The organism is Adonisia turfae CCMR0081, from assembly GCF_011009555.1.
Taxonomy (GTDB): domain Bacteria; phylum Cyanobacteriota; class Cyanobacteriia; order Phormidesmidales; family Phormidesmidaceae; genus Leptothoe; species Leptothoe turfae.
Genome location: NZ_QXHD01000004.1, coordinates 2669375 through 2682945, shown reverse-complemented (window position 1 = coordinate 2682945; position 13571 = coordinate 2669375). Strand labels below are relative to the sequence as shown.

Below are 13571 nucleotides of genomic sequence, written 5' to 3'. Positions count from 1 at the left end.
ATTGCCGGTTTTTTGGCATGGACGCTATAGGGTTAACCCACCCCGTTACCCTTCTCGTACCCCCCTATATTCCCTACCAATCCAAAATTTCAGCAATTTGATCCGCCAACAACATTGCCTTAAATGGCTTCGTAATAATGGCCGTTACCCCCAGGCTCAAAAAACGCTGCTGATCAGCCGCTTGAGTTTTGGCCGTCATCAACAGCACAGGAATATCCTGAATTTGCGACTCAGCCCGCATGCGCTTAAACACTTCAATGCCATCCATATCTGGCATCATGACATCGAGTAAAACAACATCAGGGGGATCTGCCTGCATCTGGGCTAATCCCTCAGGTCCTGTGCTAGCAGTTGATACACGCCACCCCCCAATGGTTTCAAGGGCAACCTGAGCGACATCACGAATATCGTCTTCGTCATCAATAATTAGAATGTGTTTCATAAAAACTGATACTTAAAATGGTTATCCCATTGATGATTTTAGCGTTGCTGACTCAGGGGACGAGTCGATCCGACATAGTTGCACTCAGTCCAGACTTTTCATATGGCATCATACCGAGGATCAGCAACACCGATTTTACCCAATGGGATCAGTAACACGATGGATTAATTGCATCACTTGTTTTTCAAAGTCATCGGGGGAAACACGACCTTTGGTTAAAAATAAAGTTTGCCCCAGGCGCAGGCGCTGTCGCTCGGTATCATCCAAATCTTGAGCAGTGTAGATAACCAGGGGAACACGGCAGAGCTGGTTATGTTGTCGCAACCAGTCAACAACGGCAAACCCATTGCTTTCAGGTAGGGCCAAGTCGAGGACGAGTAGATCGGGGGTAACCTGCTGAATCAGATGAATCCCCGTTTGTCCTGTGGCAGCATGGTGTGAGGTAATGCCGTGACGTTCAAAAATAGCTGTGAGCACCTGGGCCAGATCCAGATCATCTTCGATGATCAATACCTGAATCTCTTTTCGGGATGATGCTAATGCCTGTTGTAGAGCCTGAAATAGGCCATCTTCATCCGGAGGCTTCACAATCCAATCGCTGATATCAGAATGCAGCGAGCCACCTTCTTCAGGGCTGAGACCGCTGAGGATAATCACTGGGATATTTTGGGTTTGCGATCGCGCCTTCAACGCCGCCAATGTTTCCCAACCGGTCATTTCCGGCATCAGTAGGTTTAACAAAATCACATCAGGTTGTTGCTCTATGGCTTGGGTCAATGCCGCTTGCCCTGATTCAACAGCAATCACACGATAGCTATGCTGCTCCAGCATAGCTTCCACGACCATTCGTATGGATGGGTCATCATCACATACCAGGACCAGGGGATGATGTGAGTCATCATCCAGCACTGGTGTAGGCGGCGGCAACACCGGCAGACTGACAAAAAAGGTGCTGCCCTGCTCCAGAACACTTTCAACCCAGATGCGACCACCATGGTGCTGAACAATACTGCGACACACCGCCAAACCTAAACCAGTGCCTCCCCGTCTACGGGCATCAGATGCATCCACTTGCTGGAAGCGACCAAAAATTGTCGTGAGTTGATCGGGAGGAATACCCCGACCCTGATCCCTCACTTGAAACTGTACCCGTTGGGTTGATACCGGTAAGGCTGCACAGGGAGCTGCTTCTGGGGCATCCTCCAGATTGGCCGTAAGTTCTACGGTTGTGCCCTCGCCGGAAAACTTAATGGCGTTGCTGAGGAGATTGGTGAAGACTTGAATAATTCGATCGGGGTCAGCCCAAATCCGCACAGGCAGCGGAGTCACGACAAGCTGGATACCCGATTGTGTGGCTAGGGTGTGAATTTCATCCGTTGCCGTTTGCATGAGTTTGGCCCCATCACACACCTGCTTATTTAGGGTCATCTTGCCGGATTCGATGCGTTCAATATCCAGCATGTCGTTAATCAAACGCACCAATCGATCGGCATTGTTAGCCGCAATCTGTAGCATGCGCTGTCCTTTTTCAGGTTGAGTGCTTAAGACACCGCTGGCCAAAAGATCTAACGATCCTAAAATCGAGGTCAGAGGTGTGCGTAGCTCATGATTGACAACGGAAATAAATTCATCTTTGAGTTTTTCTACTTCATGGCGATCGCTAATGTCAATACAGGTGCCGATATACCCAGCAAAACTGTCGTCAGATCTAAACCTGGGTACCCCACGACTCAATAACCAGCGGTATTGGCCATCTTCCCTATGCAGACGATATTCCAGCTCAAAGGTGCTACGGGCATCAAAGGCTTTAATGTAGGTGTCAAGAAAGCGATCGCGATCCTCAGGATGAATGCCCTCAGTCCAACCGTTACCTAATTCTTGTTCTAGCTGACGACCGGTAAACGTCAGCCAGGTTTGGTTCAGAAACGTGCAACGGGTATCGGTGCCGGTCATCCACAACAGCACTGGCGCACTGTTGGCCACCATACGAAAACGGGCTTCACTCTCTCGCAAGGCTTCTTCAATCGCTCGCTGTTGTTGCTGAGCCAGATCAGTGGCCAAAAATCGGCCAATGCTCTGGGCCATCAGCTCAATAATTTCTTGTTCATGGCGAGAGAACTCATGCTCATGAATCTGGGTAGATGAGAAGTTGAGGGTGCCATAGATCTCGCCATTCACCCAAATGGGCGTGCCGAGGTAGCTCTCCAGATGAAGGTTTTGATAAACCGGGTGCCCTTTCATCACCGCATGACCACCCACATGCTTATAGGTAACGGTTTGGTGTCCCTTAACGACCGCTGCACAGTAGGTGTTGCTCAGGATAAAGGATTGATTGGCCACTAGAGAGTCTAAGTCTGACTGCACTGAGCGAATGGTATAGGTTTGACCCGTCACCTGGCTAATGATGCCGGTTTCTAATCCGAGAATTTGCCGACCGGTTTCTAGACAATCGGCAAATAATGCATCAAAGGTTTCATAGTGGGTTGTGTTGATGCGGTGTAGATGCTTGAGGTTGGCACTAAACTGTTTGAGGTTTTCTTCTGTGATTTTGCGGTCGGTAGTATCTCGGGCCACCGCGTAGAGTAGACCGGTTTTGGTAGCAGGGAAAGCGGCCCAGTGTAGCCAGCGGTAGCTACCGTCACGACACCGATAGCGATTTTCAAAACTCAGGGTGGCCTGGCCATTCGTCAGGCTTTCCATTTCAGTCAGGGTGGATGCCTGATCATCTGGATGAACAAAGTTGATAAATGGTTGAGAGAGAAAGACCTCTGTCGGATGACCTAGGGTTCTTTCAAAAGCGGGATTAATGTGTTTAAAGTAGCCGTCCGTGCCAGTGACACAAAGTAAATCCACCGATAGACTAAAGAATCTTTCTAAATCTTGTTCAGCTCTCTGGCGTTCAGTACTTTCAGTAACCAGTTGCTGGTAGCGTTGCTGAGATTTTTGGGTTAGCCAAACCACCCATGTAGCTAACCCGGACAGCAACAAACCACTGACTAAAATCACCGTGGGTAGGGGAGACTGTTCATGGGCCAATAGCGCTGATGTCGGCCAAATTTCTAGCTCCCAAATAGTGCCATGGATGTCAATTTCAGCATGCTGACTCCAGCGATTTCGTAGACTCGTGGTCGCCGATTGAGGTGTGTCAGTCGGGAGATGGCGATAAATCTCAGTGCCGTTTTGTTGGATTGCGATCGCATAATCATCAGTCACCTGATCGCTCAAAATGGTATCGACCAGATGCTGCACCCGAAACACCCCTAAAATAAACCCATCAAATGATTGATCAGAGGCGAGGAAGAGGGGCGAATAGACCAAAACCCCTTTCCCACCCTGCACCAAATCCACCATGGACGACACAGTCATGGTGCGAGTTGTGCGAGCCAATTCCAAGGTTGCTTTGCGTTCAGGATCGGTAGCGAGGTTAAACTCTTGGGCGGCTTCATTACCCGCCATGGGAACAATCCAACGGACATATAAATTTGGATCAACCCACTCAATGGCCTGATAACCCGGGTAGTCATGCAGCAGACTCTCGGCATCAATCGTCCAGTTTTCCTGTGAAAGTCCTTCTTGGGCCTCCCACCGACGTGACAACCGCACCAACGCCTGGATGCGGTTGTCAGTCTGAGAGCGAATTTCCCGACTAATACTGACTCTGGCAAAATCCACCTGTTGGTGAATGTGAGTTTGTTCGTGGATCTTGAGAGATTGCCAAAAAAACAAGACAATGGGAAGCGTACCCACTCCCACCACTGCGGGTAACCACGTCGCTTGCCAGAGAGCAGATCGTCGTAATAAGCGCCACATAGGGGGAATCTCCCTGACTTTTTAAACCGATAAACTATGGCCAGGCTGAGCTCGCTCTAAACGTTTCAGCGCCTTAATCACCAGACTGACATGATCACCCACGGGCCAATTATCTGATAATGCCTGGTCCTCTGACGGATAGATCGCTAAGCCAGCACTAAAGCTGATGGGTGATAGATAAGGTTGAGGCTTTTCAGTCGACTGATCTCTAGAAAATTCGCTGTTTCTCTGTTGAGGTAGTGGCACCTGATGAAGCTGTTTACGCACGGTGCGTAACCGATGTATGGCTTCCTCAATGGTGAGACCATACATGGCCACGATAAATAAGCGTCCCGCCCAGCGCCCCACCACATCATCACCCACAAACGTTTGGTGGAGAAGATGGGCAAAATGTACGAGCACTTTGTCACCTAAGTCATAGCCATAATGGCGATTAATGGCATCTAGATGATCGAGGGATAGCATGGCAATGCACACCCTTTGATGGTGTTGTTGGCCTTGTGCTAAGGCCTGGGTCACGGTCTGAATCGCCTGATGACGATTGGCCAGGCGCGTTAACGTATCAATCTCTATCTGAGATTGTGTCATCCTTGCCCGTTCTAAACGATTCAGGATGCGGGTGACAAGTTCTGGCCCAACAATGGGTTTGGAAACATAATCGTCAGCCCCCATCTCAAATACCTGGTGCTTGGTGCCAACATCGGCATGGGCGGTGAGAAACAGAATGGGAATATGGCACCATCGTAAGTCGCTGCGGACCACCTGGCATAGGGCCAAACCATCCACATGGGGCATTTCAACATCGAGCACCAGCACATCCGGTTGGATTTCATTCAAGACATCCCAAAACAGCCGTGGGTCCACCAAGGTAAAGACTTTTAACCCCCAGGGTTTTAAAAGACCTCCCATGGCGTCTAGAATCTGGGGGTCATCATCGACGACCAAAACCTTAGCTATGTGGGCGTGGGAGCGCATCCAGAGATCAATGACGGTCTCCACAACGGCTGATGCAGGTGTTGTCGATGGAATAAATCCCCGTCCCCCTAATTGGGAAGCCTTGACCCGATCTAGCAGGCTACCGTGCTCGGTGCGCAGTAATACTGGCACAGGGGGAGTTGAGGCCTGTAGCTCAGCCAAGAAGGCCACCATATCAGGGCTGAGGGATACCGTTTCTGGATGATCATCGGTCGCTGACAAATCTAAAATAACCACATCTGGGCGATGGCTATTCAGCAGCGTCAGGGCCTCAATGGGATCGGCTTGTAACTGTAGTGTCCAATCAGTGGCCACATTCGCTAATGCGGCTGCACATTCGGCCTGGAAGTCTTCATGCGGGCTAACAATCAACAAGGATGCCGTATGGATGGTCAAGGCAGCGCCTTGGGGCGGTGCTGGTTTGGGATAAAACAGGGTGGGGGTGTCACTATGTACAGCACGTTGGACCGTATGCCGTAGTTGACCAATTAAGTCGGCCAGTTGCGTGCGCTCATGATCAGGGAGCGTTGGCCAGTTTTGGAAGGCCTGTTCAGCCTTGTGGGCTAGCTTTGAACCCAGATCAAAATTGAACATGCCTAAGGACCCCGCTAGCTTGTGGGCCTCTGTCTCGGCTTGCTGTCGCAGGTCTTCAGCTAGGGTATTGCTAACACCGGCAGAGGTGGCTTTTTCAATGACCGCAATGCGCTTGCTCAGGCGTTGTTTAGCTCGTTCCCAAATTGCCATGGTCGCCGCATTAGCCTGGCTTACCACTTCAGACGATAGTTCTGATGTTTCTGCATGGAGTCGATAGCCAATACCGTACACCGTTTCGATGGGGTCATGGGGTACACCAGCCGCTTTTAAATGCTGCCGTAGCCCCTTGATGTGGGCGGTGATCGTTTCTTCACCGGGGGATCCTTCAAAGGACCACAGGTGATCGAGAATCGCCCCACGACTAAACACGCGTTGGGGATTACGCAAAAAAAGTTCTAGTAGATCGTATTCCCGTGGCCTTAGATAAATGGGCTTACCCCGATGGGTGACTTCACGGGGGCTAGGGTCCAGGGATAGTTCTTCCCAGGTCAGTACCGGCAGCAGCGTGCCCGACTCCCGTCGCTGTAGTGCTCGAATACGTGCCAGCAGCTCCGCCAGGTTGAAGGGCTTGGTCACGTAGTCGTCAGCCCCGGCATCCAGCCCCAGTACTTTGCTGCTGCTGTTGTCCTGGGCCGTCAGCAATAAAATGGATGTCTGAATGCCCTGGGCCCTCAATTTGCGGCAAAGGCTCATGCCATCCAGTTTTGGCAACATGACATCTAGCAAAATTAAGTCATAGACGTCAACGGAGGCCAATTCCCAGCCTGTTTGACCATCAGTCGCTACGTCGACAGCATAGTGCTCTGCTGTCAAAGCCCTAACTAATGCTTCTATTAAAATAGTGTCATCTTCAACCAGGAGAATCTTCACGCTTAACTCCCCTACTGCAACTACCACACCAAAAATTAGCGCTATCAGGCCACTATTAGGTCATGGGTCTATTGGCCCACGCTAACGCGAGTTCAAGATGACTTAGACAGGTGTTTGTAAATTGCAACACTCATGGGAGAGGAGTGAGCAAGAAGCGACGGCGTTTGAGGGAGTGAAGTCGTTCTATGCACGGGTTTTTTAAAGCTCTGTGGACCCTACTAATCATAGATAAAACCATTAAGTTTATTTTTTAAATAAAACTTAATTTTATAGGGCTCCCGGCCATATATCACGTTAAAAACTTTAGTTAGAACATTGGGGACTCAGGGATGACGCGGCAGGCGTTGATGGCTCATTGAGCAATCTGTTATCGGATTCAGACCATGCCGGGATACGGCGTATTATTGGCATAATCTCTTGTTTTGCCAAAATTTGACCATTTTCATCAATTTTAAAGTCCCGTTCGGGGATGTATCCGGCCAGGGTCAGTGTGAGTAGTAACTGATTGACTTCAGCCTTAGTGAGATGACGTATTGCCATGATGGAGGCGAACATTCCTTAACTTTGCTTAATCCTAGCCTAATAAGTAATTCTGAAAATGTGGTGAAACAACTGTTCAGAAGTCTGAATTAAGAGGCATCACTGTCTACATAAAATCCTCAAATTGTTGAGTTAGCTTGAAGACAATGGTTAAGCTCAATAAACACGCTTGATAAATTCTGGGGTGTTGCTGATTCTTAAGAAGATTTAAGCTCAAAAATCCTGATATAGGGCGATCTTGCCAGATCGATTCATTCTCTAAATCAGCAACGGCAATAAATCAGCAACGGCAATCCTGATTGAGTTTAGTCAATATCTGCCATAGAAATATCTGTCGTAGATGAATATCAGAACAGTTGTTTCTGGAGCAAGCTATGAGCGCACAAAAGACCTTACATCCCTTCAATTGGAAAACACTAGAAATGTATCTAGTGGCCATTATCTTGGGTGGTTTGGCAGGCTGGGGATACTGGTGGACGTCTCAACAAACTGACTATGTGTCAGGGGGGATAACGAGGGTAGAGAGTCTAGATTTGTCGGATGCGATCGCAAGGCTCAACTCGTCCTTACCAGCGGAGCTGGCTGCCTTAGTCATCGTGCGGCCCCAAACCTACTGGGTGAGCATTTCCAATCAGCAAGAGCAGCTATTACCTCAACCGCTATCAGTAGAAGCGCAAGCATCTCCAGCAGTGATGCTGACTGAAGCCATGGAAATGTTGCTGGCAGGCTCAGTGAAGATCGACGATGCCTTCACCGCTATTCCTAAAAACACCCAGTTACTCAGTTTGACCACCAATTCTAGGGGTATCTATGTGAATTTATCCCAGGAATTCACCTATGGTGGGGGCTCCAGTTCAATGATCTATCGAGTTGCCCAGGTCATTTATACCGTCACAAGCCTGGACCCCAATGCAAAAGTCTATTTATCAGTGGCAGGGCATCTAATTGATGACGCCCATCCACTGGGGGGTGAAGGTCTTGTATTAGAACAGCCTGTCACCCGTCAGTCTTTTGCTAAAGAGTTTTCTTTTTAAGTCATAACAAAACCTTAGAACAACCATGCTTTTGAGGGTTTCATGCGATCCAAGGAGATTTTATGATGAGGGCTGAACTTACACCAATGGTCTAAGCGGCGGGGTGTGCCTGCTGCCAACGTTGCTGAGAGGCCCGGAGAATTGCGATCGCATCTTCACACCGCTCCACACAGCGAGGGATAGCCATATCGGCTGGATCAATCATGGGCGTTTGCTCATCAAGCATGCTGGTCTGGGTCCAGTCCAATAACCCTTTCCACATGGAACCAACCAAAATAAACGGTGTTTGATCGAGTTTACGCACTTGCAGTAGCTGCCAAATCATCAGCGCTTCTAAGGTTGTGCCAATACCACCTGGCATCACGACAAAAGCATCCGACATTAGAACAAAGTGGTGTAGTCGAGAGAAAAATGTACGATGACAGTAAGCCTCTTCCACAAATGGATTAGTGGCTTGCTCGTGCTTTAAATCAACTCGAATTCCAATGGATTTGACCTGATCATTGGGGTCGGCTAAGACACTGCCCTCATTCGCTGCCTGCATTAAACCAGGGCCACCCCCCGTGACAATGTCACAGCCCAGTAGGGTTAATTCACTTGCTAACTGCTTAACCTCTTGATAGAGTTCGCTCCCTGGTGCCATACGAGCCGATCCAAAAATTGTGACCCGATAGCGAGCTCGCTTAGGAGGACGTAGGGCTGTTAAATTGTTCACCACCTCCCACAGACCTAATATTGATTGTTCTACGACTTCGAAAACAGCTTTGCTATCTGTTTCTATGGCTGTTGATAAACCCCTGAAATGGTCCGAATCAGCCATTAGGCATCTCCAGTAGCGACCTATCCATTATGCCCAAACATCGTCCATTTCGGGTATTTCCAATAAATCGGTCTGGTCACTATCGGATGAACCATTATTTAAGGCAGTTTGTTTAAGTGGAGGATGTTTCGCCAGGGATAGACTGGGTTTAATTTCATGTGTCTGACGATGGCTAGGCTGCTGGCTAGTATCTGGATTATTTATTATGGGAGATGGCGGCGCAGCATCTAGACGAGTTTTAGTCACTTTCCAGGCAGTCTGAGCACCAAGTTTACCAACTTTTACAAACGTCCATGTACCTCGCTGATAGATTTTGTCTTTTCCATGGCACTTAGGCTTAACTCCCATCAGTTGCTCAATCTCGTCAGTGGTCAGCAACCACTGTGCTGTTGCCGCCCGCTCTAACACATCCATATACCACAGTGGATTTGTCCTATGGGATTGAGCCATAATGGTTTGATTGAGTTGGTGTAGCGCCTGTGATATTTCAGAAATTGCATCCGTCAGTTGCTGATTCACCTTGAGCTGTAATGACGTGGTCAGCGGCTGTGTGGACACTATCTGCTGTGATGGGCTGCCGCCTTCATCTTCGTTAGCAACGTCCTTAGCGCCTGCCACCTTAGAACTCTGGTCTGTATTTTCTGTTGCAGAATCAGCTGTTTTCAAGGGTACATGGGAAGACTCTTTTTGCAGCTCAGGCTGAAAGGCGTGAGCTGCAATCCATGCTTGGTTGAGCTCATCTGCCAGATGTTGTAAGTAGTCGGCTGACTCATCTGATCCTTGTTGTTTAAGTTGTTGAGCCACCTGTTGCATCTGATGGACCAACCCTGGTCCAATTAAATCATGGTGCTTGGCTAACAGACGTTCTTTATCGTCTTCTGAAGAACTTAACAGATCCTGTATCAGGGCTAAATATGCCTGGAATTTATCATCTTCTGGTTTGGGTATTGGCGTTTCTTTAACTAAAATATGGTGAAGTTTTGCCGCCCAATTGTGTAAAAAAATAGCAGCCTGGCGATTGCCCTCTCGCAACAGTTGTGAGGCCACTTGTTCCATGACTTGAAGCAGCTCAGAATCCACTAAATGCTCATGCTGCTTAAGCCGAATCCATTCTTCACCTTTGGGGCAGGTTAATAGTTCTTGAATAAGATTCAGATAGGCGTTGAGACGACGCTGTTGCATGGAAATATCCTCTTGATAATTTATTGGTAGGGGCGTACGGTATTACCCCCTCTGCCTTTAGAGGCTACGGTGTACACACATCTAGAAGATAATGTCCCAAAAGGTATACCTGACCTTGAATTAGCCCTCATCCTAAATTCTTCTCCCCCAGGGAGAAGGACTTTGAGGCCAGCCCCCCCTTCTCCCCCAGGGAGTAAGGGGTTGGGGGATGAGGGCTCGATACTTGGAGCCACTCTCCGACTTCTGTATACACCGTAGCTGCCTTGAGAGGGGGTATCGATCGTCAGGGCTATATCTCGATACCCCCTCCCCAATGGTCCCCCTCAGCACTTTGGACAGGCTTTGCCAACGTCAGGGGAACCACATCGCCAAGCCTCTGGAGATGGGAGACTGTTAACCCTTAAGTGGCTTTAATTTTTACGGTTTTAGAAGCTGCAACGTCCGATTTGGGCAGCACCAGGCGAAGGATGCCATTGTTGTACTCAGCTGAAACAGCATCTTTGACAATATGGCTAGATAGGGGAATCACACGCTCAAATTTGCCATAGTGAAACTCAGAGCGAGTAATGTTATCTTCTTCTGTCTTCGACTCAGATTTGCGCTCGCCTTTAACGGTAACCGCTGTATCAGTTACCTCAATATTGAGATCATCCGCTGTCATGCCAGGGACTTCAAACTTAAGATGGATTTCAGTATCGGTTTCGTCCATCTCAGCTGATGGCATAAAGCTAAAACTAGCTTGAGCGTCAGAGGGACCAGGGGTAAATTGGGCAAACAATTTATCCAGCTCTTTTCTCAGTGTTTCCATTTCGCTGAAAGGTTCCCAATGTTCGATTTGACGGAATGGTTGCCAGTGCGTGAGTGTCATAGTAAACCCTCTAAAAAACATTTTTTTATATGGTCAGCCCTGGTTGGTCATAACTCCATAACCTCCAGGCCAACCCTTAACTTTATGGTAGGACGCAAAATTGAGGAATTTATGGGGCCAAAACATAGGAGGTCGGAGACCGGAAGCAAAAGTTAATGGGCATATATTCTGCCTCCTGCCTCCTGATACCCCACCCAGCCGAGATTTTCTGGCTGACGTTGATGTCCAGCCTTAACACTCAGGGCTCTCAGCAGATGATGTGTAAGCTGTCACAGAGCCCATCTTGGCTGCTAGAGCTTGAATGCTTTCCCTTAAATTCATGTTGGTGTCAAGATATGTGGCTAGGGATTCTTCTTCGTGAGTTAATGCTTCTGCAGTTACTTTTTGCTTTGTCAATAACTCGCTGGTCGCATCAGAAATGTCATCTTTGCGCTGTTGCAGTCGCTGGCAAATGACACCGAAAGGCGCTTGGCACACAAGAATCGAGACGGGAATCCTTGACGCTTTGGCCTGAGTCAGGACAGTTTGCCGAGTAGCGATGCGATCGTATTTTGCATCGAGAATAACAATATGCCCGAGTTTTGCTAATCGGATACCTAAATCACCCAAGCGATCATAGGTTCTTTGGGTCATCTCTGACGTGTATAGATTCGCATCTCCTCGCTGCTGGAGTGACATCCCTGCCAGGTGTTTACGCACGGCATCAGAACGAATATGGAGTGCATTGGTGAGCAGGGCCAACTCCTGGGCTACGGTGCTTTTACCGACCCCAGAAAGCCCTGACATCAGGACTAGTTGTCCTGGGTGTAGCTGGGTATAACGCCAAGCCAGGGTGTAGTAGGCTTGGGACTGGGTTTGGATCTGCTCTTTTTTCTCAGTATCAATGGTGGGATCGTCCAAAAGAAACGAAGTGGTTTTTGCTCGAACATAGGCTTGGCGACTAAGGTATAGCGGTAAAACCTCTAACCCTTCCCAATCACCCGTTTCCTCTAGATAGGTATTAAGAAAGAGGTTACCCAGGTCATAGCGTCCATGGGCATCACAATCCATCACTGTAAATGCCACGTCATACATGGTGTCTACGTATCGAAATGCTTCGTTGAACTCAATACAATCAAATAGAAAGATACGGTCTTGCCATAGGCAAATATTTTTCAGGTGCAGATCGCCATGGCATTCACGAATCTTTTGTTGTTGGATACGCGTTTGAAAGCGCTCTTGATGCTCAGTAAAAATTCGATCCGTATACTTTTGCGTGTCTTGTAGCTGCTGTAGGGTTTGACCACGACCAATATACGGTAGGCTTTGGGCATAGTTTTCATCAAATGCCTGGCGAATCTTGACAACAGTGCCAAATGACTGAATGTAGTCGCTAATCATAGCGCGCTGATGGAAGACCGCCACTTGATGGGCAAGTCTTTTGATCAACGCTGGAGTTAATGTATCCTGAGCCAATAAATCAGAAAATAGAGAACCCGAGGGGAACTGATGCATTTTGACTGCATATTCAACCGGTTCTCCCTGCTCTAAAAGACTGAACTGTTCTCCCCGCTGATAAATGGGGATAGCGGCTAAATAAATTTCTTGAGCGGTGCGTTGATTTAACCGTAATTCTTCTGCCACATAGTGTTTGCGAGCTGCCAGGGTCGTATAGTTAAGAAAGCCATAGTTCACTGGCTTTTTGACCTTATAGGCATAGTTTCCTGTCAATAGGACATAGGCAGTGTGGGTTTGTACCAGTTCAATCTTATCTTGCGTCCAGTGAGGATAGAAACTGGGCCATAGCATTTGTTGAATAAGAGGAGGAAGCCCCTGAGAGATCACTGCATACCTACCTATGAAAAGCCTACAGATATTTATTGCCTCGCTATACTATAGGATAGTAGAGCAATAATATGAGTATGTTGTGAGGGCAGAGAAAAATTAAATATAGGTCTATAGATCATCACTAGTGCTATGACCTAACATAGGTATTAAGAAAATATAAGGCTAAGAGCCTGAAACTTTGGGTCGAATCTAGCGATTTTCTAAGGATGGCTGTCGATTCGCTAAACACTGGTTAATAATGTCTACTAAGTGATCGGGGGCAATTGGCTTGTAGAGAGTTATATTTACACCTGTCCGTTTGGCGAGTTCTAGAGGCGTAGATTTGCTATAAACTCCGGGCTTGTATCCACTTACCCCGATGATATAAGGTGAGCCGTCATACTCCATTTTTAGTCGGGCTAGAAGTGTCAGCCCCCCTTCTGGAACAAACCGGCCATTCTGTTTAATCATCATGTCCATAATCACTATATCGGGCTGAATAGCTGTTGCGATCGCTAATGCATTTCGTATAGTTGTGCAACAGCAGACGTAGTGATTATAGGTTTCTAGTAACTGTCGCCATTGCAAGGCCAAGGCCATGTTGTCTTCAAAAATAAGTACGGTAGCCAT

Annotated in this window: 10 protein-coding genes; 1 reads left to right on the top strand and 9 read right to left on the bottom strand. The window is 48.1% G+C overall.

Translation table 11 applies throughout. From position 1 onward, the window contains the following. Positions 1 to 73: 73 nt before the first annotated feature. The 4 genes from DXZ20_RS15810 to DXZ20_RS15795 form a co-directional block, all read right to left on the bottom strand. Complete coding sequence (locus DXZ20_RS15810) at positions 74 to 442, bottom strand: response regulator (protein WP_163699179.1); 369 nt, start codon at positions 440 to 442, stop codon at positions 74 to 76. Positions 443 to 577: 135 nt separating this feature from the next. Beyond that, positions 578 to 4252: a response regulator gene (locus DXZ20_RS15805; protein WP_163699177.1), complete on the bottom strand. Its 3675-nt coding sequence runs from the start codon at positions 4250 to 4252 to the stop codon at positions 578 to 580. Positions 4253 to 4273: 21 nt separating this feature from the next. Then, complete coding sequence (locus tag DXZ20_RS15800) at positions 4274 to 6691, bottom strand: response regulator (protein WP_163699175.1); 2418 nt, start codon at positions 6689 to 6691, stop codon at positions 4274 to 4276. A gap of 303 nt (positions 6692 to 6994) precedes the next feature. Continuing rightward, positions 6995 to 7231, bottom strand: a complete 237-nt coding sequence (locus DXZ20_RS15795) for a hypothetical protein (RefSeq protein ID WP_163668639.1) — start codon at positions 7229 to 7231, stop codon at positions 6995 to 6997. A gap of 374 nt (positions 7232 to 7605) precedes the next feature. Between DXZ20_RS15795 and DXZ20_RS15790 the strand changes: the two genes are divergently transcribed. Then, on the top strand, positions 7606 to 8265 hold the full coding sequence (locus tag DXZ20_RS15790) for a GerMN domain-containing protein (RefSeq protein ID WP_163699173.1): 660 nt from the start codon (positions 7606 to 7608) through the stop codon (positions 8263 to 8265). A gap of 91 nt (positions 8266 to 8356) precedes the next feature. Here DXZ20_RS15790 and DXZ20_RS15785 read toward each other — a convergent pair whose 3' ends face one another. The 5 genes from DXZ20_RS15785 to DXZ20_RS15765 all read right to left on the bottom strand — a co-directional run bounded on the left by DXZ20_RS15785 (position 8357) and on the right by DXZ20_RS15765 (position 13571). After that, on the bottom strand, positions 8357 to 9085 hold the full coding sequence (locus tag DXZ20_RS15785) for an LOG family protein (protein ID WP_163668635.1): 729 nt from the start codon (positions 9083 to 9085) through the stop codon (positions 8357 to 8359). Positions 9086 to 9112: 27 nt separating this feature from the next. Next, positions 9113 to 10267, bottom strand: a complete 1155-nt coding sequence (locus DXZ20_RS15780; RefSeq protein WP_163699171.1) for a hypothetical protein — start codon at positions 10265 to 10267, stop codon at positions 9113 to 9115. A 400-nt stretch (positions 10268 to 10667) separates the two neighbouring features. After that, entirely contained in the window at positions 10668 to 11135 is a 468-nt protein-coding gene (locus tag DXZ20_RS15775) for an Hsp20/alpha crystallin family protein (RefSeq protein ID WP_163668630.1), read from the bottom strand. Between the two features lie 231 nt (positions 11136 to 11366). Next, positions 11367 to 12923, bottom strand: a complete 1557-nt coding sequence (locus tag DXZ20_RS15770) for a bifunctional aminoglycoside phosphotransferase/ATP-binding protein (RefSeq protein WP_163699169.1) — start codon at positions 12921 to 12923, stop codon at positions 11367 to 11369. A gap of 228 nt (positions 12924 to 13151) precedes the next feature. Continuing rightward, a complete protein-coding gene (locus DXZ20_RS15765; RefSeq protein WP_163668626.1) occupies positions 13152 to 13571 on the bottom strand; it encodes a response regulator in 420 nt (139 codons plus the stop codon).

Coding starts and splice junctions, on each gene's coding strand:
- DXZ20_RS15810 (WP_163699179.1), bottom strand. CDS start 442: ATGAAACACATTCTAATTATTGATGACGAAGACGATATTCGTGATGTC.
- DXZ20_RS15805 (WP_163699177.1), bottom strand. CDS start 4,252: ATGTGGCGCTTATTACGACGATCTGCTCTCTGGCAAGCGACGTGGTTA.
- DXZ20_RS15795 (WP_163668639.1), bottom strand. CDS start 7,231: ATGGCAATACGTCATCTCACTAAGGCTGAAGTCAATCAGTTACTACTC.
- DXZ20_RS15790 (WP_163699173.1), top strand. CDS start 7,606: ATGAGCGCACAAAAGACCTTACATCCCTTCAATTGGAAAACACTAGAA.
- DXZ20_RS15785 (WP_163668635.1), bottom strand. CDS start 9,085: ATGGCTGATTCGGACCATTTCAGGGGTTTATCAACAGCCATAGAAACA.
- DXZ20_RS15780 (WP_163699171.1), bottom strand. CDS start 10,267: ATGCAACAGCGTCGTCTCAACGCCTATCTGAATCTTATTCAAGAACTA.
- DXZ20_RS15775 (WP_163668630.1), bottom strand. CDS start 11,135: ATGACACTCACGCACTGGCAACCATTCCGTCAAATCGAACATTGGGAA.
- DXZ20_RS15770 (WP_163699169.1), bottom strand. CDS start 12,923: ATGCTATGGCCCAGTTTCTATCCTCACTGGACGCAAGATAAGATTGAA.
- DXZ20_RS15765 (WP_163668626.1), bottom strand. CDS start 13,571: ATGGCTACCGTACTTATTTTTGAAGACAACATGGCCTTGGCCTTGCAA.